This window comes from uncultured Citricoccus sp., from assembly GCF_937871995.1.
In the GTDB taxonomy this organism is placed as follows: Bacteria; Actinomycetota; Actinomycetes; order Actinomycetales; family Micrococcaceae; genus Citricoccus.
The window spans coordinates 1-24,733 of record NZ_CALMQR010000008.1; the positions used below are offsets into that span (position 1 = coordinate 1).

Genomic DNA, 24,733 nt, shown 5'->3' on the forward strand with positions numbered 1-24,733 from the left:
GCGTTACTTGAGCTGAACACACTCAACTCTCGCTGAGCATGTCTCGAGGAGGACCAATGCCCGCATTCTTCGGCCCCGCCGGCTCCCACGGCGATTCCTTCGACGAATTCTTCACCCGCTACCTGCAGGGTCAGCGGGTGGGCCGTCAGGGACGCCCCGTCGACATCACCCGCCTGCTGAGCAAGCGGACCCACGACGTCATCGCCGCCGCCGCGCGGTTCGCCGTCGAACGCGGCCAGACCGAGGTCGACGCCCTGCACGTCCTGCGCACCATGCTCGGCGAGGATCCGGCCGCCGCCGGCGTCCGCGCCTCCGGCGCCGACCCCCAGGCCCTCATCGCGGCCGTGGACGAGCGCCTGCCCGCTCCCGTCGAGGGGAAGGACGAGACGTCCGCGGCCCTGAACGCCTCGGCGCAGAAGGTCCTGCTGGACGGCTACCAGGTGGCCCGCGCCTTCGGCTCCACGTACATCGACCCGGAACACGTGTTCTTCGCCTTCGTGCTGAACCAGGACTCCCCCGCCGGGCACCTGCTGGCCCAGGCCGGTGTCACCCCCCAGTCGTTGCAGGCCGCCGCCCAGCAACAGGCCCAGCCGGGACAACCGAGTCACGGGCCGGGTGAGGGCCCGGGTCAGACCGGCGCCGAGGGATCCGTGCTGGAGAAGTTCGGCCTCGACCTGACCGAGGAGGCCCGCGCCGGCCGGCTGGACCCGGTGATCGGCCGCGAGGACGAGATCGAGCAGACCATCGAGGTCCTGGCCCGCCGGACCAAGAACAACCCGGTGCTGATCGGCGAGGCCGGCGTCGGCAAGACCGCCATCGTCGAGGGCCTGGCCCAGGCCATCGCCGACGACGAGGTGCCCGCCCAGCTCAAGGGCCGGCGCGTCATCACGCTGGACCTGGCCGGCATGGTCGCCGGCACCCGCTACCGCGGCGACTTCGAGGAGCGGCTCACCACCGCGATGGATGAGATCGCCGAGGACGGCAACACCATCGTGTTCATCGACGAGCTGCACACCGTCGTCGGCGCGGGGGGCTCCGGGGAGTCCGGCGGCATGGACGCCGGCAACATCCTCAAGCCGCGGCTGGCCCGCGGGGACCTGCACATGGTCGGCGCCACCACGCTCAAGGAGTACCGCAAGATCGAGAAGGACGCCGCCCTGGAGCGCCGCTTCCAGCCGGTCACCGTCCCGGAGCCCTCCGTGGAGGACACCGTGCAGATCCTGGCCGGGCTGGCCGGCCGCTACGCGGACCACCACCGGGTGACGTACACGGACGAGGCGCTGCGCGCCGCCGTCGTGCTCTCGGACCGGTACATCACCGACCGGTTCCTGCCGGACAAGGCGATCGACCTGATCGACCAGGCCGGGGCACGGTTGTCGCTGCGGCGCGGCCCGGTCGAGGGCGGCGCACCGGTGGACGTCGACGCGTTGCGCGCCACGCTCGCGGGGCTGGAGGCCGAGAAGAACTCCGCCGTCAACGCCGAGAACTATGAGCGCGCCGGCGAGCTGCGCGACGAGGTCAACCGGATCAACGAGCAGCTGGCCGAGGCCGCCGCACGGCAGAACGCGGGCGGGGCCGGTGACGTCGTCGACGAGGGCGCCATCGCCGAGATGGTCTCCCGCGCCACCGGCATCCCGGCCGCGCGGATGACCGAGGCCGAGAAATCGCGCCTGGCCCGGCTCGAGGATGAGCTGCACCACCGGGTGGTCGGCCAGGACGACGCGGTCACCGCGATCGCCCGGTCCGTCCGACGGTCCCGGACCGGGATGGCCGACCCCTCGCGGCCGGTCGGGTCCTTCCTGTTCCTCGGTCCCACCGGCGTCGGCAAGACCGAGCTGGCCAAGGCGCTGGCGCAGTCGCTGTTCGACGACGAGCACGCCATGGTCCGGTTCGACATGTCCGAGTTCGGCGAGCGCCACACGGTCTCGCGCCTGGTCGGTGCCCCTCCGGGGTACGTCGGCTATGACGAGGCCGGGCAGCTCACCGAGCAGGTCCGGCGCCGCCCGTACTCGGTGATCCTGCTCGACGAGATCGAGAAGGCCCACCCGGACGTGTTCAACCTGCTGCTGCAGGTGCTCGACGACGGCCGGCTCACCGACGGCCAGGGCCGCACCGTGGACTTCCGCAACACGGTGCTGATCATGACCTCGAACTTGGGGTCCGAGTTCCTGTCCTCGGGCGGGACGTCCCTGGGGTTCGCCTCCGCCGACGCGGCGGCCGCCCAGCGGGACGTGCGCCAGAAGGTGATGGGCCGGGTGAAGGAGTTCATGCGGCCGGAGTTCCTGAACCGGATCGACGAGACGGTGCTGTTCTCCCCGCTCTCGGCGGCGCAGTTGCGCGAGATCGTGGGACTGCAGCTGCGGGCCTCCGAGGCCCGGCTCGCCGCCCAGGGCATCGCCCTCGAGGTCGATGACGCCGCCCGCGACTGGATCGCCGAGGCCGGGTACGAACCGGCCTACGGTGCGCGCCCGCTGCACCGGGTCATCCAGCGCGAGCTGGACGACCGGGTGGCGGACCTGCTGGTCTCCGAGACCGTGGCCGAGGGGGACGCGGTGCGGGTGACCGTCGAGGACAGCCAGCTGCGCGCGACGCCGGTCCGCACGCCGGAGGCGCTGGCGGCCTGAGCCGCGGCCCGCGCGTCGTGCTCCCGGCGGCGGCGCTCCCCGCACCGTGCTCTTGGGTCACGGTCACGCCGCGCGGTGGGACACGCCAAGGAAACCACCGCGCGCCGTGATCATGACTGCCGGGGCCGGGGTGTTCGTTGACTCGCGTCAGCGAACACCCCGGGCACGTGCGGGGCGGCGCGGGCCCCGGCACGCTCACCGGGGCAGCCCCCAGTTCCCGGGCGGTTGAGACTAGCCTTGAACCGTGACCGGCCTCGAGGACTTCGCCGACGCCGCAGACGTGCTCGCCTGGGTCAGCCCGGGGATCGGGCTGCCATTGTTCGTGCTGGGCATGCTCCTGCGTTCCACCGACCGTGGGTTCGTCCCCACGCAGATCGTCATCATGGGCCAGCCGCACCAGCCCCGGGCACGGTGGTTCACCGCCGAGGACATCTACGAACGGCGCCTCCGTGCCCCGGAACGCGCCCGCCTGGGCGGCAGGGACCACGCCCTGGCCTACGTGAGCCCGGACAAGCCCACGCTGATGAGCCTGGGGCGTCGCCGGCCCATCACCAGCGTGTGCCTGTCCCTGGGGGCGACCCTGATCGTCATCGGGGTGGGCGGGCTCGTGCTCTCCCTCATCCGGGCCTTCACCCTCTGAGGACCCGCCCACCCCGCCCGGGTCAGCCCTTGGCGGCGGCGGTGCGGCGCAACCGGGTGTTGACGAACTCGCCCATCCCCCAGCGGCCGAGCTCGCGGCCGAAACCCGAGCGCTTGACGCCGCCGAAGGGCAAGCCGGGCAGCGTGGTGCCGTGCTCGTTGACGTAGGCCATGCCCACCTCGAGACCGTCGGCGACCTCCTGGGCGCGATCGATGTCCTGGCTCCAGACGGATCCGCTGAGACCGAAGCTGACGTCGTTGGCGAGCTCGAGCGCCTCCTCCACGGAGTCCACGCCGTAGACCACGGCCACCGGCCCGAAGATCTCCTCCGAGTAGGCGTCCATCTCCGGGGTGACCCCGGTCAGCACGGCCGGGGCCATGAAGGCGCCCTCGCCGTCCAGCGGCTGGCCACCGGTGTGCAGGGTCGCACCCTGGTCCACGGCCCTCTGCACCTGCTGGACCACGGTGTCCCGTGCCGTGACGGAGGACAGCGGCCCGACGGCGGTGCCGTCCTGGGTGGGATCGCCCACCGCGGCGCCCTCGAACGTGGACACCACGGTGGCGACGAACTGGTCGAGCTTGTCGTTCGGGACGATCATGCGCTTGGGCGAGTTGCAGGCCTGGCCGGCGTTGGAGAGCCGCCCCTGGGCCGCCGTCCTGGCCGTCGACTCGACGTCGGCGTCGTCCAGCACGATCATCGCGTCCGAGCCGCCGAGTTCCAGGACGGCCTTCTTGAGGTTCTCGGCCGCCGTCTTGGCGACGGCGGTACCGGCCCGCTCCGAGCCGGTGAGCGAGACGCCCTGCACGCGCGGGTCGGCGATCATCGTGGCGACCTGCTCGTTGGTGGCGTAGACGTTGATGTAGGCATCCTGCGGGACCCCGGCCTCGTGCAGGATCTGCTCCATCACCGCGGAGGACGCACCGCAGATCGGGGCGTGCTTCAGGATGACGGTGTTGCCGGCCATCAGGTTGGGGGCGGCGAACCGGGCCACCTGGTAGTAGGGGTAGTTCCACGGCATGATGCCCACGAGCGAACCGAGCGGCGTGGTCTGCACGATCGACTCGACGGCGCCCTGCGGGTCCAGGGTCTCCGTCTGCAGCAGTTCGGGGCCGTGGTCGGCGTACCACTGGTAGATCTTGCCGGCCAGTTTGGCCTCGCCGATGGCCTGGCGCAGCGGCTTGCCCATCTCGGTGGCGATCAGCCGGCCCAGTTCCTCGGCGCGGTCGCGGTAGGCCTGGGCCACATCGGCCAGCACCTTCGCCCGGTCCTGCGGGGAGGTCGACCGCCATCCGTCGTAGGCGGCATGGGAGCGGGCCAGGACCCCCTCGACCTCGCCGTCCTGCAGGGTGGGGAACTCGCGTTCGATCTGTCCGGTGGTCGGGTTCGTGGTGGTGTACTTGCTCATCCGTCCACCCTAGGGACCGGTGGGGTGCGGACGAAAGGGGGTCCGCTCCACGCGGACATGACCTCTCCCCGGGGTGGGCCGGTCCGCGGGCGACACGGACCGCGGACGCCGTGCCACGGGCAGGACCGGCTGGTTCACCCGTGAGACGTCGCGGTCACCGGCCTGTCTCGGACATGTCGTACCTGCACGCGGCCACGATGGACCGGACCAGGACGTCGAGCATGGGCTGGGGCTGAACCAGTTCGGGGCTGGCGACGTAGAGCATGCTCAATCCATCGATCCCGGCGATGAACAACTGCGTGATCAGCAGCAGGTTGTTGGGTACCGGTTCTCCCGCCTCCTCGGCTGCCCTCGCGTAGATCGAGGACGTCGACCGGAACCAGGCCTGGTACATCTCCAGGTTCGCCTGGGCCTGCGACTCTGAATCCTCCTGGCTCTGCCGATAACGGCGCAACAGCAGCTCGAAGGTCGCCACCTGTTCTTCGGGATGCTCGGTGATCCGCTGCCACACCCGGTCGGCATGGGCCGCTATGGCGGCCTCCAGGCCACGGACCTCCGGCGGCAAAGGGGGCAACCGCGAGGCGAAGTCACGGCTCAGGTACTCCTGTACGGCCTCGAGGAGCTCCTCCTTGCTGTGGAAGCAGTAGTGGAGCGCAGCAAGCGGGGCGCCCGCCTCCTGGGCGATGCGACGCGTAGTCGCCCGCTCGACCCCCTCCTGGGCGATCACCCGCGCCGCCGCCTCGATGAATTCCTCCCGGCGCTGCTCAGCGGGAATGCGCTTCGACATGCGTGCTCCGTTCTCTCAGGCGGTCTCGGGACCGTGGGGTCACTTCGACGTGCCGTGCATGGAATACATCGTACGACCGAAGTTGGTCATATGTCTTGATCACTTGACCAACTTAATGCTCCAATGTGAGGGCGCTCACATCCGTGGGTCACCACCGCGCAGTACGGACAGGAGGAACCCATGACCCCCAGGGCGGACCTGTACATCCATGGCGCGGACCTGCCCACGGTCCTGCGGGCCCCGGGTTCTGGTCCTGCCCCGGATGCCGTCGCCGTCTCACAAGGGCGCATCACCGCCGTCGGCCCCTCGTCCGAGGTGGGCGCCCTGGTCGGACCGGGCACCCGCGTCGTGGATGCCGCTGGTGGCGCGCTGATCCCGGGCATCAATGACGCCCACCTGCACTTCACGGTGCTCGCCAGCATCCTCTATGGCTGCGTCGACGTCTCGGCGCATCGCTGTCCCACGTGGAACGAGGTCGCCCACGCGCTGCGCCAGGCGGCGTCGGCGCGACCGGCAGTCGTCAAGGCGCACGGGTGGGATGAGTTCCGCCTCGGCGCCGCCGGGGTGCAGATGCTCGCCGGCCTCGGTGTCGACGTCCCCGTGGTCGCCTTCGACCAGACGGGTCATCAACTCCTGGCCAATGAGGCGCTGATCCGGATGGCCGGCGTCACGAGTTCGACTCCGGACCCGCCCGGCGGTGTCATCGGACGCCACCCAGACGGAAGGCCGAACGGGCTGTTCGTCGACGCCGCCATGGAATTGCCCCTCAGCGCCATTCCCGCCCCGAGCACTGCTGAACTGCGCCGGGTCCAGTTGAAGTGCCAGTCGTTGCTGCACTCCTGGGGTATCACGTCACTGACGGAGCCCGGCCTCGGCCCCGGGGGCTCCGGACTGCTGGATGGCTCTCCCACCACGGGAGCCCTCGAGTCACTGGCGGCACTGGCGCAGTCACAGGAGCTGGCCCTGAGGGTCAACGTCCTGATGCTGTTCGCCGGCACCGGTGGCATCAGCTCCGAAACCGTCCGCAGCGGCCTTGAATCAGACCTCCCCCGACTGCTGGAGGAGCGCGCCATCGACCCCCAGTTGCTGCGCATCGGTGGAGTCAAGGTGTTCGCCGATGGGACCCCGCGCAGCGGCACCGCGTGGATGTCCGCTCCCTACGGGACCGAGTGCTCGCACGGACAGCTCGTCGTGGCCGGCGCGAGCGACGAGGCGCGCATCACCGAGCTCAAGGAGATCATCGCCCTCATCCACCGGGCGGGGCTCCAGTCGGGGGTGCACGCCACGGGCGACGCGACCACATCAGCGGTCGTCGACGCGGTGGCGGCAGCCCAGGAAGGCGGCCCGTCCGACCGCCGGCCGGGGGCCACAGGGGATCCGAGACACTATGTCATCCATGGCGCCTTCAACGGTCCGGACGCGCCCCGGGAACTCGCCCGCATGGTAGCTCACGGCGTGGGCCTGTGCACGAACCCACTGATCCGTTTCGGCGGTGGCGCCTCCCTGGAGCGGCTTCTCGGCCCGGAACGCTTCGCCTGGCATCAGCCCCTCGCCAGTGCGGCCAGAGCTGGCGTGCGGTTCACGGCGACCTCGGACGCACCCGTCTCGTCAGTCGACTGGCGCGGCGAGATCATCGCGATGGTCACCCGGATGACGCGGGACCACGATCTCCCCGTCAACCCCGCCGAGCGGATCAGCTCGCGCGAGGCACTGGCGGCGATGACCTCCACTCCCGCCTGGCAGGACCATGCCGAGACCCTCAAGGGAACCCTGGCCCCCGGCCAATTCGCCGATCTCTGCCTGCTGGAGAGTCCGTGGCCGTCCGACCACGAGATACAGGACCTCAGTTCCAACCCCGTCCGATCCACGTGGCTGGGTGGGCGCCTGGTCCACGGACCGGCCTGACACGGGCCATCGACCAGTCCATCCGTCCCCCGATGCCTCCTCCGGCATCGGTTCCACCGTCTCCACCTCGATTCCCATACCCCAGGAGAACACCATGAACACCCGTCGAACCTTCCTGTCCTTCGCCGCCGTCACGTCTCTGGGCCTCGGCCTGGTCGCCTGCGGCGGCAGCACCACGGCCGAGTCAGGACAGACCCAGTCCGGCTCGTCGGGGGGCACCGTGACGGTCGGGGCCCTCGGCCTGGCATCCGATGCCTCGCTGCGCCTGGCCGAGGAGCAGGGATACCTCGAGGAGGCCGGCATCAACAGCATCGAGGTGAAGACCGTGGCCAACCCGCCGGCCGCCATCGCCGCGGTCCAGAGCGGTGACATCGACGTCGCCTACACCCCCTCGGTTCCCTTCTTCAACGCCCTCAACCAGGGCATCGACCTGACCGTCGTCGCCGCCGCCGACGGTTACCCCGACGACGCCCTGGAGATGGATGCCGCCGAATTGGACGACACGGGCGTGTACGTCGCCGCCGGAAGCGACATCTCGTCCCCGGCTGACCTCGAAGGACGCAAGGTCTCCGTCCCGGCTCGCAAGGCCCAGATGGAGGTCACCATCAGCGAGACCATCCGCCAGGACGGTGGCGACCCGTCCAAGGTCCAGTGGATGGTGCTCGACCCCGCCTCGGCACTGGACTCCCTGAAGAACGGCCGGATCGATGCCGCTGCCCTCGTCTCCCCCTTCACCGAGCAGGCCGGCGCCCAGGGGAACACCCTGCTCTCCTCCCCGGGCGTGGCCTTCTTCGAGAAGGGCGCCGTGGGGCTGTGGGTCGCCGGAACCGACCAGGTGGAGCAGGACCCCGCCAAGTACGAGGCCTTCCGTGAGGCCATGGTCAAGGCCTTCGAATACGGCAACGAGAACACGGAGGAGGCCCAGAAGCACGCGGCGGAGATCACCGGCGTGGACCTGGAGACGATCCGCCAGGGAGCCACCACCTACTGGCCGCTGGAGACGAGGCTCGAGGACATCAACCGTGCCAACGAGAAGATGACCGAACTCGGTTACCAGCCGCAGAACGCGCCGCTGACCGAGGACTCGATCCTGGGGGCTGAATGATGACGGGGCACTACTGGCGCCACAACTCCCGGCCGCTGGCCTATGGCGCAGCCGGCGTGGGCCTGTTGCTCATCGTCTGGCAGGTGCTGGCGACTGGTCCGCTGTCCGGTACGTCCCTGCCCACCGTGGGGCAGGCGCTCAGCGCCCTCGGGGAGATGCTGGGTGACGGTGCGTTCTGGGAGGACACCGCCGTCACGGCGGGGACGGCCCTGATCGGGCTGGCGGCCTCGATCGTCGTCGGGGTGGTCCTGGGCATCCTGATCGGCACCTCACAGCTGCTGCGATTCGCCACGTCCGCGGTGCTCGAATTCCTGAAGCCGATCCCGCCGATCGTGATCCTGCCCATCGTGGTGCTCATCCTGGGTCCGACGACGGAGATGACCATCGTGCTGGCCATCATCGGTTGCGCGATCCCGATCCTGATCCAGACCGTTGCCGGCGTCTTCGATGTCGATCCGGTGCGCACTGACACCGCCCGCTCGTACGGCATGGGCCAGGTCGAGATCCTGGGGCGGGTCATACTCCCGGGCGCCTCGCCCTTCATCGCCACCGCCATCCGCGTCTCCGCACCGGCAGCCCTGGTGGTGACCGTCGTCGCCGGGCTGCTCGGGGGCGGACCGGGTCTGGGCCAGAGCCTGTACCAGGCCCAGACCGCCGGGGACTCGGCGCGGATGTACGCGCTGATCATCGTGCTCGGCGTCCTCGGCATGGCCTTCCAGGCCGCGTCCCAGCTGGTCGAGGCCAAGGCCCTGCACTGGCATGAATCGAAACGTGAGGTGCAGGCATGACCACCGCAGACATCACCGTCAACCACCTGACAGCGCGTCGGCGTCCCCGCCGGAGGTCGCGTCGCGTACCGTCCTGGCTGAAATGGGCCCTGGCCGTCGGCACGCCCACCCTGCTGCTGGCCGCCTGGTGGGTGGCTTCAGCGAGGTCCTCCAGCACCTTCTTCCCGCCACTGGAAGAGATCCTGACCAGGTTTCAGCAGTTGTGGCTGTTCGCCCACTTCCCCACCGATGTCGTCCCCAGCCTGGCCAACCTGGCCGGGGGTTACGCGCTGGCGGTCGTGGTGGGCATCGTCCTCGGGTTCGTCCTTGCCCTGGTCCGGCCGCTGCGCTGGTTGCTGGAGCCGATCATCCACTTCGTGCGGTCCATCCCGCCCGTCGCCCTGGTGCCGATCTTCATCACCATGATCGGCTTCGGCAACGACATGCGCATCACCTCGATCGCCCTGGCGGCGACGTTCCCCACCCTCATCGCCACCATGGACGGGATCCGTTCCGTGGACGGCACCCTGAAGGACGTCAGCGTCGTCTACCGGCTGACCCGTACGGAGAAGTTCACCCAGGTGTACCTCCCGGCCGCTGCACCCCAGATCTTCGCCGGGTTGCAGGTGAGCCTGCAGATCGCGTTCATCGTGATGATCGCCTCGGAGATGCTCGGTGCCTCGACCGGCATCGGTGCGTTGACGCTGACCGCGCAGCAGTCCTTCATGATCGCGGACATGTGGGCCGGGGTGCTCCTGCTCGGTGTCCTGGGATTCGTGATCAACAAACTTTTCGACCTCGTCAAGGCCAGGATCCTGGCCTGGTACTTCGGCGCCAAGGAGGCCCAGCGTGACTCTTGACTCCACCATCCGCACTGACACCCGACCACACCACGGCGCCACGTCCGCCCACACCCGAGGAGCTTCCATGGACCACGCCACACCCGTCCCTCGACTGGCCGTCGACAGGCTGTGCAAGTCCTACGGGAGCGGCCCCCAGGCCAAGGAGATCATCCGGGACCTGTCCTTCGAGGTCGCCGCGGGAGAGGTCGTCTGCATCGTGGGGCCCTCCGGTGTCGGCAAGACCACGCTGCTGAAGTGCATCACCGGACTGCAGCCACTGACCTCCGGCGAGGCCAGGATCGACGGCCAGCCCATCGACGGGCCACCGGAGCAGATGGCCCTCGTCTTCCAGGACTACCACCGCTCCCTGATGCCGTGGCTGACGGTACGCAAGAACATCCGGCTTCCGTTGCGGCACCTCCGACTGGGCCGGGCCGAGGAGAACCAGCGCATCGACGAGGCGATCGAGGCCGTGGGGCTCAGCCATGCCACCGAGCTCTACCCGTGGCAGCTCTCCGGTGGCATGCAGCAGCGCGTGGCCATCGCCCGCGGCCTGGCCTACCGGCCGGAGATCCTCATCATGGACGAGCCGTTCGCCTCGGTCGATGCCCAGACCCGGTTCGAGCTCGAGGACCTCTGCCTGCGGATCCGGGAACAATTCGGCATGACCATCCTGGTGGTCACGCACGACATCGACGAGGCCGTGTACCTCTCCGACCGCGTCGTCGTGCTCGGTTCCAAGCCTGCCCACGTGGTCGAGGTCGTCACCGTGAACCTGCCCCGGGAGCGGGACCAGATCACCACGCGCGCCACCAAGGCGTTCGTGGACGAGCGCACGCGCGTGCTGTCCCTGATCAAGAACCCCCACCGTCAGGAGATGGCCGATGCGTGAGCGACCTGACCCGAACCCCGCAGCCGGCCGCCCCAACGTCCTGGTGATCATCGCGGACCAGCTCCGCCCGGATCACCTGGGCTTCGGTGGCCACCCGCTGGTGTCGACGCCCCATCTGGATGCCCTGGCCGCCGAGGGCGTGGCCTTCGGCAACGTCCACGTCACCAACCCCACGTGCATGCCCAGCCGGGCCAGCCTGATGACCGGTCGGTGGCCCCAGCAGCACGGCACCCGGTGCAACGGGTTGCCACTCGACCCGGACGTCTCGACCCTGCCGGGAGACCTGGCGTCGTGCGGCTACCGCACCAGCGCGGTGGGCAAGCTGCACCACCAGAACATGGGCTGGGACTTCGAGCCGGAGCAGCGCGAGCAGATCATGCTCTCCGAACCCCAGTTGCTGGAGGACTGCCTCCCGGATGCCCGCCGACCCGTCCGCGACGCCGGCTGGGACCGCTGGGAGGATTCCCTCCTCCACAGCGAACAGCCGGTGACGATGCCCGGTGACTACTACGGCTACCAGGAGGTGGACCTGGTGGTCGGTCATGGGGACCGCCCCAGCGGTCACTACGTGCACTGGGCGCGCGAGCGCGGTTTCGACCCCTTGACGGACGCCGGACCGCAGCGGGCACTGGACGATCACGGCGGGCACTGGGCGCAGGTCTACACCTCGGCCGTTCCGGCCGGACTGCACCCCAGCGCGTACGTCGCCGAGCGGACCTGCGCCCGCCTCGAGGACCATGCCGCGGACGGCGAACCGTTCTTCCTGTTCGCCTCCTTCCCCGATCCCCACCATCCGTTCGCGCCGCCGGCCGGATACGACCGCCTGTACGACCCGGCGGACGTCCCGGTACCTGATACGTTCCACCAGGATCACTCGGATTCTCCCGAACACGTCCGGCGCATGGCCGAGCGACGGGGGATGCCCGGCGAGGACCCGACCATGACGTGGATCGCCACGGAGGAACAGTACCGGGTGGCCTGCGCGGCGGAACTGGGTCTGATCACCTTGCTGGACGACCAGGTGGGCAGGATCCTGCAGACGCTGGAACGCACCGGACTGGCGGAGAACACGGTGGTCGTCTTCACCTCGGACCACGGGGACATGTTCGGCGACCACGGCATGATGCTCAAGCACTTCACCCACTACCGGGGCGTGACCAACGTGCCACTGGTCATGAGGGTGCCCGCGGGACTGCCGGGGGCCGGCGTCGGGATCTCCCCGGCGGCGCGGACCGCGGCCTCGACGGCCCTGGTCTCGAACGCGGACCTGGTGCCCACCCTGCTGGAACTCACCGGGGTCTCGGGACACCGCGGCATCCAGGGCCGCAGCCTGGTCCCGCTGCTGCGGGGCGAGGCCTCCGTCCACCGCAGGGCACTGATCGTCGAGGAGGATCAGCCGTTCGGCCTCGACGGGCTGCCGGCCCCCGTGCACATCCGTTCGGTCATCACCCCCGAGGCCCGCTACACGCGGTACTTCGGCACCGACGCCGAGGAGCTGTACCTGCTCGACTCGGACCCGGAGGAGGCCCACAACCTGGCCGCCAGGCCGGGGTGCGAGGAGGTCGTGGACCGCATGCGCCAGCTGATGCTGGACGAGTTGCTGGCGCTGACCGACCACGGGGTCCGGGTGCGGGCGGCGGCCTGACCCGTCAGCCGACGGTCCGGAAGCCGCAGTTGCTGCTCGAGGAGTCCGGACTGTTCCTGCTCCGCGCTGCCACCCGGTACCGGTTGCAGTAGGAGTCGTGGCAGAGGAACGACCCTCCGCGCATGACCCTGCCCTCGCCGAACGGCGGCCCGGGGGGATTCTCCTCGGGACTGCGCCGGTAGTAGCGCGGCAGGAACCAGTCCTGGCACCACTCCCAGACGTTCCCGGCCATCTGGAACAGGCCGAACCCGTTGGCCGGGAACGTCCGCACCGGGGCCGTGGAGAGGAAACCGTCGTCGATCGTGTTCTCCACGGGGAAGCGTCCCTGGAAGATGTTGCAGTGGTGCTCGCCGCCCGGCACGAGCTCATCGCCCCAGGCGTAGCGGTGGCCCTGCAGCCCGCCGCGGGCCGCGTACTCCCATTGCGCCTCGTGCGGCAGGCGGCGCCCGGCCCACGCGCAGTAGGCCTGGGCGTCATTCCAGCTGACGTGGACCACCGGGTGGTCCTCGTCCGCCCGGGATCCCGGTCCGAGCGGGGCATGCCAGCACGCCCCGGGCACGTTGACCCACCAGGCCGTCCCCGGGACCGGGTTCGCGCCCGCCGGGTTCAGCCGACGAGCAATGAGTTCCAGGTGGAAGACCGCCGAGGACCCGAACCGTTCCGCCTCCGTGACGTACGCGGTCTGCTCCACGAACCGCCGGAAGTCGTCGACCGTCACGGTGGTGGCGTCCATGGAGAAGCCGTCCAACCGCACCGCGTGCACGGGCGTCTCACCGTCTGCGGGGTACCCCTCACCGAAGTGGTCCCCCATGAGGAACCGACCGGCGGGAACCTCAACCTGCTCGATGCCGTGGGTGGAGCTCGACTGGACCGGGCCCGTGTGGACGGCCCGAGACGCAGGCTCCCGCGGATCCATGTGCTGCGCACGTCCCGGCTCGGTACCGCCGGCAGCGGGATGACAACAGTCCACATCCACCTCTCAGGGCCGATTCGTCGTGCAGGTGCTCAGCCGGACAGCTCAGACAGGCAGGGCTTTTCCATTATGGTGCGCCGCCACGGCCGGTCACGTCAGCCGACCGAGATGACCCCGCCCCTCCCCCGGCACTAGACTGAAGGTTCAACGACAGGGGAGCGCCAGGCCGGCGCTGAGAGTGCGCACACCGCAGACCCTCGAACCTGCCCGGTTAGCACCGGCGAAGGAAGTCGAGCTTTCTCTCCTCGGGTCGGCGCACCCGCCGCCCCGTCCCCTCCAGAGGTATTGGAGGAACTCATGCACCACCTTTCCGCAGCGCCCACCAGCAGACGCCGTGCCCGTGGCGCCCTCGCGATCCTGGGCATCGCCGCGCTGGCCCTGACCGGCTGCTCGGTCGCGGACCAGTCCGGCGCGGGCGACGGCACGGCGCCGGCCACCACCGACGGCGCGAGCGGCGCCTCGGGAGCCGGCACCGGTGGCACGGTGACCGTGATGACCCACGACTCCTTCAACATCACCGAGGAGCAGATCGCCGCCTTCGAGCAGGAGTCCGGCTACGAGCTCACCACCACCGCCCCGGGCGACGCCGGCACCCTGGTCAACCAGCTGATCCTGTCCAAGGACAACCCCACCGTGGACGCGGTCTACGGCATCGACAATCTCTCGGCCCAGCGCGTCATCGACGAGGGCGTCGTCGCCGAGTACGCCTCCGGGGCGCTGCCGGAATCCGCCCAGGACCTCGTCGTCGAGGACCGGCTGACCCCCATCGACCAGGGCCAGGTCTGCGTCAACGTGGACGAGCAGTGGTTCGAGGAGAACGACCTCGCCGCGCCGACCACCCTGGAGGACCTGGCCAGGCCCGAGTACGCGCGGCTGTTCGTCACCACCAATCCGGTCACCTCCTCCCCCGGCCTGGCCTTCCTGGCCGCCACCGTGACCGAGAAGGGCGAGGACGGCTGGCAGGACTACTGGCAGCGGTTGCTCGAGGGCGGCACCAAGGTCGCCGCCGGCTGGTCGGACGCCTACTACTCCGACTTCTCCGCCGGCGAGGGCCAGGGCGCCTACCCGCTGGTGCTCAGCTACTCGTCCTCCCCCGCCTTCGCCCCGACCACCGGGGTCGTCGAGGACACCTGCACCACCCAGGTCGAGTACGCCGGCGTCGTGGAGGGCGCGAAGAACCCCGAGGGCGCGCAGGCGTTCATCGACTTCCTGCTCGCCGAGGACTTCCAGGCCTCGCTGCCGGAGAACATGTTCATGTACCCGGTGGACGAGTCCCTCGAGCTGCCGGCCGAATGGGCGCAGAACGCCACCCTCGTCGAGGACCCGATCGAGGCGGACCTGCGGCAGATCGCCGAGAAGCGCGAGGCCTGGCTCGAGGACTGGAACGCACTCTACGAGGCCGCGAGCTGATCGGCATCCCCCACCGGACAGGACGCGACGGATGAGCCTGGTCCCGGGAGACCCGGCCCTGGTCCCGACGCCGGCCCCCACCCGGGTGCCGGCGTCCGGTCGGGCCCCGGAGACCGGAACCGCCCCGCCGGGCGGTGACCGGGCGGACGTCGTGCCCGGGCGGTGGAGGCGTGCCGCCGGCCCGGTGGGCCGCGGGCTGGTGTGGACGGTGGTCGCCGCCGTCCCGCTGGCGTTCCTGGCGGTGTTCTTCCTGTGGCCCGTCGGGTCGATGCTGGCCCGTGGCGTGACGAACGCCGCCGGGCAGCTCGACCTCGGCGCCTTCGCCGAGGTGCTGGCCGAGTCGCGCACCTGGCGGCTCGTGGGGCAGACGCTGGGACTGGCGGTGGCCGGAACACTGGGATCGCTGCTGCTGGGGCTGCCCGGGGCGTACGTCCTGTACCGGTGCCGGTTCCCCGGGCGGAACCTGCTGCGCGGGCTGTCCACGGTGCCCTTCGTGCTGCCGACGGTGGTGGTGGGCACCGCGTTCCGGGCGCTGCTGGCCGAGAACGGCCCGCTGGGGTTCCTGGGGCTGGACCAGACGCTCACGGCCGTCGTGCTGGCGATGGTGTTCTTCAACTTCTCCGTGGTGGTGCGCCAGGTCGGTGCCCTGTGGTCCACGCTGGACCCGCGCACTGGGGAGGCCGCCCGGATGCTGGGGGCCTCGCCGTGGCGGACGTTCGTGACCGTCACCGTCCCGGCGCTGGGACCGGCGATCGCCTCGGCCGGGTCGCTGGTGTTCCTGTTCTGCTCGACGGCGTTCGGGATCGTGCAGACCCTGGGCCGGCCGGGCGTGGGCACCCTGGAGACCGAGATCTACATCCAGACGACGGCGTTCCTGGACCTGCGCACGGCGGCGGTGTTCTCCACGCTGCAGTTCGTGGTGGTGATCCTGGCGGTGACGCTGGCCAACCGGTTCCGCGCCGGGACCGAGACGGCGCTGCGGTTGCGCGAACCGACCTCCCACCCGCTGCGGCGCGCGGACGCGGTGCCGTTCGCGGTGACGATGCTGACCGTGGTGCTGCTGATCGCCGCGCCGATCGTGGCGCTGGTGGCGCGGTCCTTCCAGTCCTCGCAGGGCTGGGGGCTGCGCAACTACGAGCTCCTCGGCTCGAGCGCCGGGTCCGGGTTCGCCGGCGGGACCACGGTGCTGCAGGCCCTGGAGCACTCGGTGAAGATCGCCCTGGACGCCACGGTCATCACGCTGGTGGTCGGGGTGCCGCTGGCGCTGCTGCTGACCCGGCCGGTGCGCTCGCGGTGGGCGGTGCGGGCCCAGCGGCTGTTCGACGCGGCGATCATGCTGCCGCTGGGGGTGTCCGCGGTGACGGTGGGCTTCGGGTTCGTGGTGTCCCTCGTGGCCTCCGCCCCGCAGCTGGCGTACTCGGGCGCGCTGGTGCCGCTGGCCCAGGCCGTGGTCGCGCTGCCGCTCGTCGTCCGTTCGCTGGTGCCGGTGCTGCGGGCCGTGGACCCGCGGTTGCGGGAGGCCGCGGCCGTGCTGGGTGCCTCTCCCGGGCGGGTGCTGCGGACCGTGGACGGGCCGTTCCTGGCGCGCGGACTCGGGCTGGCCGCCGGGTTCGCGTTCGCGGTGTCCCTGGGCGAGTTCGGGGCGACGACGTTCCTCGCCTCCCCCGACTACCAGACCCTGCCGGTGCTCATCGTGCGCCTGCTGGGCCGGCCCGGGGAGGACAACTACGGGATGGCGATGGCCGGGTCGGTGATCCTGGCGGTGCTGACCGCGACGGTGATGCTGGTGTGTGAGCGGTTGCGCCCGCGGGGCGCGGCCGGGACGGGAGCGGGGTTCTGATGGGTGTCGAGACAGAGCGGGCGCTGGTGTGCGAGGGCGTGTCCGTGGCGTACCCGAACGGGTTCGTGGCGGTGCGGGACATGGACCTGGCCGTCGACGCCGGCGAGATCGTCGCGCTGCTGGGCGCCTCGGGCTCGGGCAAGTCGACGCTGCTGCGCGGGATCGCCGGGCTGGAGCGGGTGTCCGCCGGAAGCCTGTGGATGCGCGGCCGGCGGATGAACCGGGTGCCCGTGCACGAGCGCGGGTGCGGGATGGTGTTCCAGGACGGGCAGCTGTTCCCCCACCGGTCGGTGGCGCGGAACATCGGCTACGGACTGGAGACCTCGGGACTGAGCCGGGCCGAGCGGCGCACACGCGTGGACGAGATGCTGCGGCTCGTGGGACTGGAGGGCTACGGGAACCGCGCCGTGCAGACACTCTCCGGCGGCCAGGCCCAGCGCGTGGCCCTGGCCCGCTCCCTGGCGACCAGGCCGCGGCTGCTGCTGCTGGACGAGCCGCTGTCCGCCCTGGACCGGGCGCTGCGCGAACGCCTGGCCGTGGACCTGCGCAGGATCCTGACGAGCACGGGGACGACCGCCGTGTACGTGACCCATGACCACGCCGAGGCCTTCACCGTGGCGGACCGGATCGCCGTCATGGGCGAGGGCCGGGTGCTGGCGGTGGGGACGCGGGCGGAACTCCTCGGTGTCGCGGCGGGAGCGGCCGGCGGCCCCGGGCGCGCGGACGGCACGACGACGGTGGCCGGATCCGCGGACGGCCGGTCCGCGCTGGCCCCGGACGCGGGTGCCGCCGGCGTGGCCGAGGTGCTCGGCAGCAGCGGGCGGCTGCGCGGGGTGGTGCTGCGCCCCACGGACGCCGGCGCCGTCGTCGAGCTGTACGCCACCGAGGTGGAGGTGCCCGGCCTGCGGGCCGAGCCCGGCGCCGAGGTGCTGTTGCGGGTGGGGTGACGTGCACGCCCCCGGCCGCGCACCGAGGGCGGTCGGGGGCGTGCACGTCACCGGAGCAGGAGCGGATCCCGGTGGGGTCGCACCGCGGCCTCAGGCGGCGTCGTCCGCGTAGTCGCGGTGGGTGCGGTACCGGGTCAGCGCCAGGGTGCACGCCAGCATGACGAGGCAGGCGACGACGACGTATCCGGCCACCGACCAGCTGGTCCCGGTGCGGGCCAGCAGCGTCGTGGCGATCAGGGGTGCGAAACCCCCGCCGACGATGGCACCGAACTGGTAGGCCATGCTGATGCCGGAGTAGCGGACCCGCCCCGGGAACGCCTGCGTGAGGATCGGCGGGACCACGGCCCAGGCGAAGGACGTGGAGGCGTGCGCCAGCAGCGTGGCCAGGGCGGCCAGCCAGATGTTCCCGGTGTTGAACAGGGGGAAGAACAGCAGCGCCCCTGCGATCATGAGGGTGGCCCCCGCCACCGCCATCCTGGTCAGGCCGGTCCGGTCCGCCCGCCGGGCCAGGAGGGGCACCATGACGATCTGCAGGACGCAGCACGCGATGCCGATCCAGAGCAGTGCGGACTGGGAGTAACCGATCTGAGTGGTGCCGTAGGAGAGGGCCCAGGTCAGCACGATGTAGGACAGGATCGAGGGCACGCCGGCCACGAAGACCGTCAGGAGCAGTTGCGGGGTGAAGCCCCTGAAGACCTCCAGGAAGGGCACCTTGGCCGGTTCGTTCTTCACGGACTCCTCGAACAGCGGGCTCTCACCCAGCCGGCGGCGGGCCCAGATCCCCACGACGACCAGCAGGAAGCTGATCACGAAGGCGATCCGCCAGCCCCACTCCAGGAAGGCCGGACCGGTCACGGCCATCAGGATGATGAGCATCAGGTTGGCGAGCATCAGTCCGGCCGGCAGCCCGATGGTCGGGGCGGCACCGTAGAGGGACCGCTTGTTCGCGGGGGCGTGCTCGATGGCCATCGTCACGGCACCACCCCACTCGGCGCCCACGCCGAGGCCCTGGATGAGCCGCAGCAGCGTCAGCAGGATCGGCGCCCAGATGCCGATGGTGGCATAGGTGGGGATCAGGCCGATCAGCACGGTGGCCCCGCCCATCAGGTACAGGGACAGGACCAGCATCCGCTTGCGGCCGATCCGGTCTCCGAAGTGGCCGGCGAGGATGCCGCCGATCGGCCGGGCGATGAAGCCGAATGCGAAGGTCGCGAAGGCTCCGATCTGGCTGGCCGTGGCGTTGTCCGAGGGGAAGAACTGGGGTCCGAAGATCAGTGCGGCGGACGCCGCGTAGAGGAAGAAGTCGTACCACTCGATCGTGGTGCCCAGGAACGTCGCACCGATGACGCGGCGGGCCTCCCGGGCCCTGGCCGGGTCGGTCGCGGATACCGGGGTGCCGGGGGCCCGGGGTATCGGGCCGGCCGCCGTCGGGCTGTCCGGGGATTGCTGACGGGTGTGTTCGGGAAGGTGCGTCATGGAATGCTGCTCCAGTTCATCCGGCCTGCGGCGCAGGGGTGGTGAAGAGGGACTGATGGGTGAGGTGATGAGAGGGGTGAAGGGGGTGGGAAGAGGTGATCGGAACCCTCCTGTCTGCTAGACGAAGGCCCCATGGCCGGTGATGTCCCGTCCGACGATCAGGGTGTTGATCTGGTCCGTGCCCTCGAAGGTGTAGAGGGACTCGGCGTCCGCGTGGAACCGGGCGGCCTGGTGCTCCAGCAGGATGCCGTTGCCGCCCAGCAATTCCCGGCCCAGTGAGGCAGTGTGGCGCATGTGGCGGCACACCCAGGTCTTGGCCAGGGCCGCCTGAGCGTCGCCGACGCCGTCGCCGTCGGCGAGCTGCGCCAGGCGGACCGCGAGCGCCAGGGAGGCGTTGGCGTTGCCGAGCATGGTGACCAGCTGGTCCTGGACCAGCTGGAACGACGCGATCGGCCGGCCGAATTGCTCTCGCTGCCGCGTGTAGTCGAGCACGGTCTCGAAGAGGCCGATCTGCAGGCCGGTGGCGTTCCACACCGCGTCCGGACGCAAAATCCGGAAGGCCCGGTTGAGGTCGGCGAAGGAGTTGATCTCCTGCAGGCGGTGTGAGTCCGGCACCCGGACGCCGTCGAGGGTGATGTCGGCGTTGTCCACCATGCGCAGGGAGGTCTTGCCGCGGATCGTGGTGATGGTCATGCCCGGATCGTCGGTGCGGGCCAGGAAGACCTTGACCTGGTGGTCCTCGGTGTCGCGGGCGGCCACTGCTACGTAGTCGGAGGACGCAGCGTTGCCGATCCAGCGTTTGGCTCCGGTGAGTACCCAGTCGCCACCGTCGCGGCGGGCCTCGGTCTGGACGCCACGGGCGATGTCGGAACCGTGCTCGGGCTCGGTCAGGGCGAAGCACCCGGTCATCCGGAACTCCGCGATGTCCTCGTCCCATGCGGAAAACTGTTCCGGGCTGGCCCCGGCCTGCACCACGGTGCGGAACATGCCGGCCTGGCCGCCGAACAGGATGGCCAGGGACCCGTCGACGCGGGAGAACTCCAGGTTCCGGAACCCGGTGAACAACGGCCGGACGGCCTCCCCGGCGTCGCGGATCTCCGCGGGGTCCACCAGGTCCAGCCTCGCCAGTCGGTCCCGCAGGAACAGCGGCGCCTCGCCCCGTTCCCAGTGGTCGGCCAGGACCGGTGCGGCCTCGGTCAGCAGGAACTCCCGCAACCGCCGCAGCACGGTGCGTTCGGCCCCGCTCAACTGCTCGGCGAACCCGTAGTAATCGGCCGTGCCGAGGAGGCCGGTGCTCATACCGTGCCCGCCCGCTTCGGGCCGGCGTCCGCCACGGCGGTCTTGATCGCCCTCATGTCCAGCTTCCCGCTCGGTCTCCGCTCGAGGGTGTCGCGCAGGACCAGCGTGCGCGGTTTCTTGTATCCGGCCAACCGGGGTGCAACGTGGTCCAACAGGTCCTGTGCGGTAGTGCCCGACCCCGGGGCCACGGCGACGACGGCGGCCACTCGCTCGCCCCAGCGCGGGTCCGGCACCCCGAAGACGACGGCATCGGTCACCGCCGGGTGGTCCAGCAACGCCTCCTCGACCTCACCCGGAAAGACCTTCTCCCCGCCCGTGTTCACCACGGAACTGCCCCGCCCGAGCAACTCGATGAAGCCATGCTCGTCTACCCGGACGTAGTCCCCGGGTGAACAGTGACGGACCCCGTTGATGACCGGGTAGCTCTCCTCCGACTTCCGCGGGTCGTCCAGGTAACCCTTGGGCAGGGCCCCGCGGTAGGCCAGCACGCCGGTCGCACCTGGCACGTCCTGCACCTCGCGCCGCGCCTCGTCCAGCACCACGGCGTCCTCCGCGAGACGGAACCGAGCCGGGAGGTCCTCGGCGCGCGTTGTGGTGGCGATGGCGTAGGGACCCCCTTCCGTGGAGGCGAGGATGTCCACGATCGCCACCTGCCCCAATCGGTGGATCCGGCGCTTGGTCTCGTCACTGAACCGCATCCCCGAACTGATCACGGACGTCAGTCCGGACCGGGCGCCCTGCAAGCGTGTTTCAAGGGCCTCGACGATGGGCACGGCCACGGCGTCCCCGGCTACGATAAGCCGGCTCACCCGTTCGTCGATGATCAGTCGCACCACGTCCTCGGGGACCAGGCTGGGGTCCGGGTTGATGATCACCGTGCCGCCCAGGGCCAGGGTGTTCATGACGCTGAAGAGGGCGGTGGCGTGGATGAACGGCGCCAGCGGCAGGGTGGTCACGGCCGGGCGGTCCGCGGACACCGCCACGGCGACGGCGGCCTCCACGTCCGCGGGATACTCCAGCCCCAGTGGTGCGTAGATCGAGGACTGCTGGATGTGCAGGAGGTCTCCGATCCCCCAGACCACGGCCTTGGGAGTGCCCGTGGTCCCGCCGGTGAAGATGTAGACCTCGGCGTCCCGGCCCGGGTCGGGCAGCGAGGCCGGGACTGCGGCCACCAGGTCCGCATAGGCCAGGCGCGCCACGCGGGGAGGAAGGACCACCGGCTCCCGGACCGGTGCCCCGTCCGCACGTCCGCCACCGGCCACGACCACGAACCGTGGTGAGGCCTCCGTCCCGGCGACCCGCTCCAGTGCGTCCTGGACGACGGCAACGGTGCCCGGGGCGTGGACGAGCGCGGCGGGGCGGGCCACCGCCAGTAATGCGGCCACCTCGGCACCGCGGTAACGGTAGTTGATGGACACGGGAATGGCCTCGAGCTTGAGACAGGCGTAGAAGAGCACGAGGTACTCGACGGTGTTGTGCAGGAAGAACGCCACCCGGTCCCCGGCGCACAGGCCCTGGTCCCGCAGCGCCGTTGCGGCGGCCCCGGCTCGAGCCTCGAACTCCTCGTAGCTGACGGACTGCCCGTCGGACCGCAGCGCGACGAGCTCCGGGCGGCGTCTGGCTATCCGGTTCCAGAGGACTGCGTAGTTGTCGTACATCCGAACGCTCCTGTACCGCGAGGGAGGACGCCGCCCATGTGACGGATCCCACAAGTAGTTTCAGGTGTCCTGAAATAATCGTCAAGGCCCTCGAGCCCTGGCCTGCTTCCAGGAGCGCAGCGCACCGTCAACGCGCAGAGTGGTTCGGCCCTGCGGTCCCTGCGCGCAGGTCCGACCAGCCCCGGGGTACGCACCCGAACGCCAAGGGGGCACATCCGCGGCCCCAGCACTGCCAGCACTGGAAGTGGAAGGTGTGGTCCTCAGAGGCTGAAGATCTGCCGGTCGGCCGCCAGGGTGTACGAGCCGTCGTAGTGCGCGCCGATGCCGGTCAAGTCCGCATGCGAGAACACCCCTGCCACGTGGCTGACCACCACGCTCTTCGCACCGGCCTCGGTGGCGATCCGCCCAATACCCTCTGGGGACGTGTGGCTGGACTCCAGGTGATGCAGGTATTCCTCGGTGAAGCCCCGGTCGCGGTAGTAGTCCATATTGATGACCTCGTGGACCATGATGTCCGCATCACGACTCAGCCGCGCCACGTTGGAGTGCTCGGCGGTGTCCCCGGAGAACGAGATGACCCCGTGGTCGGACTCGAACCGGAATCCGAAAGAAGGAAAGACCGGCAGGTGTTCCACGAGTGTCGCCTGAACTCGAACGCGGTCGTCCTCATAGATGGTGAACGGCTCCATCTCCGGCACAGGATGACGGTCCGGGTCGGCCTTCAGTCCGCGAGGCAGGTCGATGTCCACGCCTTCAAAGAGTTCGTCGAGCGGAATGCGCGCCTCGTCGGTGGTGCGGATATTGATGTCATAGCCATTGGCCTTCAGCAGATGGTCGACGACATCCTTCATGCCGGTCTGGCTCGGTTCGACAACAGGCCGGAACCCTTGGGGCAGGCGGGCTCGGCCGGGCCCCATGATCCCCACCCTCGACGTCACGCCCTGCACCGGGGTGTCCCAGTTGTAGAGCATGTAGGCGCTCAGCTCGGAGACATGGTCCGAGTGCAGGTGGGTGACGAACGCCTGGCGAAGCGTACTGCCGGTCAGCCCGGCCTCGCTGGCCTGCCTCGGCATGCCCAAACCGAAGTCCACGAGGTAATGCAGGCCATCCACGATGACAGCGCTCGATATCCCGTGCCGCGACCCGCGGATGGCCGGGCCGGCTGCGGTGCCCAGGGTGACCAGGTGCATTCCCGCCTCCGGGACCTTGCCCGGAGCAGCGAGCACCGGGGTCTCGTCCGCTGACGCGCCACCAGCGGCCAGGAAGGGGGCACCAAGGGCCATCGCTCCCCCAGCACCCAGAATGGCGCGGCGAGACGGTCGAGGGGATCGCGGGGTGGATGCCATGGTTCCTCCAAAGGGTTGAGAGCCAGAACGCCGAGCTGCCTATATTTCAGGCTGGCTGAAACATTCGGCTGCTCACCCACTATGGAGGAGGGGTTCTCCTGAGACAAGGCCCCGGGAGGCTGCGCTCCCCGCCCGAAGACATCAGGGCTCCCCGATACTCACGCGCGGTGATGCGGCCTTCCCACGATGGGGTCACCGTGGATCGCGAAGAACTGCCCCGTGGACCCCTGGATCGCCCTGGCCACCGTGGTGAAGATCCAGTCCAGTGCCGCCGTCTGCTGCGTGGTCGCCCGACGGTAGAGGCGGACGTCCACGGCCGGCATCTCGAAGGGCAGGGGCTGTACGACGATCGGCCACGTGGTCGCCCATCCGGCGGCGATGGTGTCGGGGACGGTCGCGATCAGCCCCCGGTCCCCCGCCAGCAGGGACGGCAGGGAGGTGAAATGGTTCACCGTCACCTGGGGGGTGATGACCGCGCCCAGCCGGCCCAGGGCGGCTGCGAGGTTGGGCAGGCCGGAATCACTCCCCACCGCGACGTGCTCGGCCGAGACGTAGTCCGCCAGGGAGACCGGCGCCATGGCGAGCGGATGGTCCGCGGACATCGCCACCCCGTACGACTGCGACTTCAGGGCCACGTGGTCGAAGCCACCCGGGACCGGGGAGGGCGTCACAGCCAGGTCGACGGTCCCCCGGGAGAGCCATTCCGGCAGCGCCTGGACGTCCATCGCCACGACATCGACGCCAACCCGGGGCGCCCGCGCCCGGACGGCCCGCAGGATGGACGGCGCCCACCCGATCTCCCCGAGTTCGGACATGGCGATGCGGAAACGACGGTCCGTGAGTGCCGGGTCGAAGCCGTGGATCTCGTCCAGGGCACGGTCGACCCCGGACAGCGCCTCACGGAAGGCCGGGAACACGGTGGAGGCCACCGGGGTGGGACGCATGGTCCTGCCGTCCCGCTCGAACAGCGGGTCGTCGAGTTCGCGGCGCAGCCGACCCAGGGCCTGGCTCACCGCCGGCTGGGTCACGAAGAGCCGGCGCGCCGCCGTGGTGAGGCTGCCCGTCTCGTAGACCGCGACGAATACGCGCAACAGGTTCAGGTCCACGCCACGCGCCTCGTGCCACTAAGTCCCGCTGCTCGATTCATAAGCAATCATTATCCCCAACCCCTG

The 24,733-nt window shown here is 70.2% G+C and carries 19 protein-coding genes and 1 riboswitch; of the genes, 11 read left to right on the forward strand and 8 right to left on the reverse strand.

Annotation, left to right across the window (positions count from 1 at the left end):
- Positions 1-56: 56 nt before the first annotated feature.
- Entirely contained in the window at positions 57-2,624 is a 2,568-nt protein-coding gene (locus tag Q0283_RS00390) for an ATP-dependent Clp protease ATP-binding subunit (protein ID WP_183528666.1), read from the forward strand.
- Positions 2,625-2,868: 244 nt separating this feature from the next.
- A complete protein-coding gene (locus tag Q0283_RS00395; protein WP_183528668.1) occupies positions 2,869-3,264 on the forward strand; it encodes a hypothetical protein in 396 nt (131 codons plus the stop codon).
- A gap of 22 nt (positions 3,265-3,286) precedes the next feature.
- On the opposite strand, the gene Q0283_RS00400 is transcribed toward Q0283_RS00395, so the two are convergent.
- Positions 3,287-4,669 carry an NAD-dependent succinate-semialdehyde dehydrogenase gene (locus tag Q0283_RS00400; protein ID WP_183528670.1) on the reverse strand — a complete coding sequence of 461 codons (1,383 nt, stop codon included), beginning with the start codon at positions 4,667-4,669 and terminating at the stop codon, positions 3,287-3,289.
- 154 nt (positions 4,670-4,823) lie between these two features.
- Positions 4,824-5,456, reverse strand: coding sequence for a TetR/AcrR family transcriptional regulator (locus Q0283_RS00405; protein ID WP_298041909.1), 633 nt, complete (start codon positions 5,454-5,456; stop codon positions 4,824-4,826).
- 180 nt (positions 5,457-5,636) lie between these two features.
- Between Q0283_RS00405 and Q0283_RS00410 the strand changes: the two genes are divergently transcribed.
- From Q0283_RS00410 to Q0283_RS00435, 6 genes are all read left to right on the forward strand, one after another.
- On the forward strand, positions 5,637-7,361 hold the full coding sequence (locus Q0283_RS00410) for an amidohydrolase (protein ID WP_298041911.1): 1,725 nt from the start codon (positions 5,637-5,639) through the stop codon (positions 7,359-7,361).
- Between the two features lie 94 nt (positions 7,362-7,455).
- Positions 7,456-8,466: an ABC transporter substrate-binding protein gene (locus Q0283_RS00415; protein WP_298041913.1), complete on the forward strand. Its 1,011-nt coding sequence runs from the start codon at positions 7,456-7,458 to the stop codon at positions 8,464-8,466.
- Complete coding sequence (locus Q0283_RS00420; protein WP_255459682.1) at positions 8,463-9,254, forward strand: ABC transporter permease; 792 nt, start codon at positions 8,463-8,465, stop codon at positions 9,252-9,254. The genes Q0283_RS00415 and Q0283_RS00420 overlap by 4 nt, the downstream gene beginning before the upstream one ends.
- Positions 9,251-10,093 carry an ABC transporter permease gene (locus tag Q0283_RS00425; RefSeq protein ID WP_183528678.1) on the forward strand — a complete coding sequence of 281 codons (843 nt, stop codon included), beginning with the start codon at positions 9,251-9,253 and terminating at the stop codon, positions 10,091-10,093. The genes Q0283_RS00420 and Q0283_RS00425 overlap by 4 nt, the downstream gene beginning before the upstream one ends.
- A gap of 67 nt (positions 10,094-10,160) precedes the next feature.
- Positions 10,161-10,967: an ABC transporter ATP-binding protein gene (locus Q0283_RS00430; RefSeq protein WP_183528680.1), complete on the forward strand. Its 807-nt coding sequence runs from the start codon at positions 10,161-10,163 to the stop codon at positions 10,965-10,967.
- Positions 10,960-12,612, forward strand: a complete 1,653-nt coding sequence (locus Q0283_RS00435) for a sulfatase (RefSeq protein ID WP_183528682.1) — start codon at positions 10,960-10,962, stop codon at positions 12,610-12,612. The genes Q0283_RS00430 and Q0283_RS00435 overlap by 8 nt, the downstream gene beginning before the upstream one ends.
- Before the next feature lie 4 nt (positions 12,613-12,616).
- Here Q0283_RS00435 and Q0283_RS00440 read toward each other — a convergent pair whose 3' ends face one another.
- Positions 12,617-13,528 carry a formylglycine-generating enzyme family protein gene (locus Q0283_RS00440; RefSeq protein WP_183528684.1) on the reverse strand — a complete coding sequence of 304 codons (912 nt, stop codon included), beginning with the start codon at positions 13,526-13,528 and terminating at the stop codon, positions 12,617-12,619.
- 199 nt (positions 13,529-13,727) lie between these two features.
- Positions 13,728-13,831, forward strand: a riboswitch (TPP riboswitch).
- 51 nt (positions 13,832-13,882) lie between these two features.
- Between Q0283_RS00440 and Q0283_RS00445 the strand changes: the two genes are divergently transcribed.
- From Q0283_RS00445 to Q0283_RS00455, 3 genes are read left to right on the forward strand one after another with little or no spacing between them, the layout of a single operon-like run.
- Positions 13,883-14,995 (forward strand): thiamine ABC transporter substrate binding subunit, encoded by a 1,113-nt coding sequence (locus Q0283_RS00445; RefSeq protein ID WP_183528686.1) that lies wholly within the window; start codon positions 13,883-13,885, stop codon positions 14,993-14,995.
- Positions 14,996-15,026: 31 nt separating this feature from the next.
- Positions 15,027-16,835, forward strand: coding sequence for an iron ABC transporter permease (locus tag Q0283_RS00450; RefSeq protein WP_183528688.1), 1,809 nt, complete (start codon positions 15,027-15,029; stop codon positions 16,833-16,835).
- The gene (locus tag Q0283_RS00455) at positions 16,835-17,782 is read left to right on the forward strand and encodes an ABC transporter ATP-binding protein (protein WP_183528690.1); all 948 of its coding nucleotides are present in this window, start codon (positions 16,835-16,837) and stop codon (positions 17,780-17,782) included. Before Q0283_RS00450 ends, Q0283_RS00455 begins: the two co-directional genes overlap by 1 nt.
- Before the next feature lie 90 nt (positions 17,783-17,872).
- Here the strand turns inward: Q0283_RS00455 and Q0283_RS00460 are convergent, their stop codons facing one another.
- The 5 genes from Q0283_RS00460 to Q0283_RS00480 form a co-directional block, all read right to left on the reverse strand.
- On the reverse strand, positions 17,873-19,258 hold the full coding sequence (locus Q0283_RS00460) for an MFS transporter (protein WP_298041916.1): 1,386 nt from the start codon (positions 19,256-19,258) through the stop codon (positions 17,873-17,875).
- Positions 19,259-19,375: 117 nt separating this feature from the next.
- Positions 19,376-20,557, reverse strand: coding sequence for an acyl-CoA dehydrogenase family protein (locus Q0283_RS00465; protein ID WP_183528694.1), 1,182 nt, complete (start codon positions 20,555-20,557; stop codon positions 19,376-19,378).
- Positions 20,554-22,215: an AMP-binding protein gene (locus tag Q0283_RS00470; protein WP_183528696.1), complete on the reverse strand. Its 1,662-nt coding sequence runs from the start codon at positions 22,213-22,215 to the stop codon at positions 20,554-20,556. The genes Q0283_RS00465 and Q0283_RS00470 overlap by 4 nt, the downstream gene beginning before the upstream one ends.
- A gap of 260 nt (positions 22,216-22,475) precedes the next feature.
- Positions 22,476-23,561 carry an MBL fold metallo-hydrolase gene (locus tag Q0283_RS00475; RefSeq protein WP_298041919.1) on the reverse strand — a complete coding sequence of 362 codons (1,086 nt, stop codon included), beginning with the start codon at positions 23,559-23,561 and terminating at the stop codon, positions 22,476-22,478.
- Positions 23,562-23,719: 158 nt separating this feature from the next.
- Positions 23,720-24,667, reverse strand: a complete 948-nt coding sequence (locus Q0283_RS00480; protein WP_183528698.1) for a LysR family transcriptional regulator — start codon at positions 24,665-24,667, stop codon at positions 23,720-23,722.
- Positions 24,668-24,733: the final 66 nt, after the last annotated feature.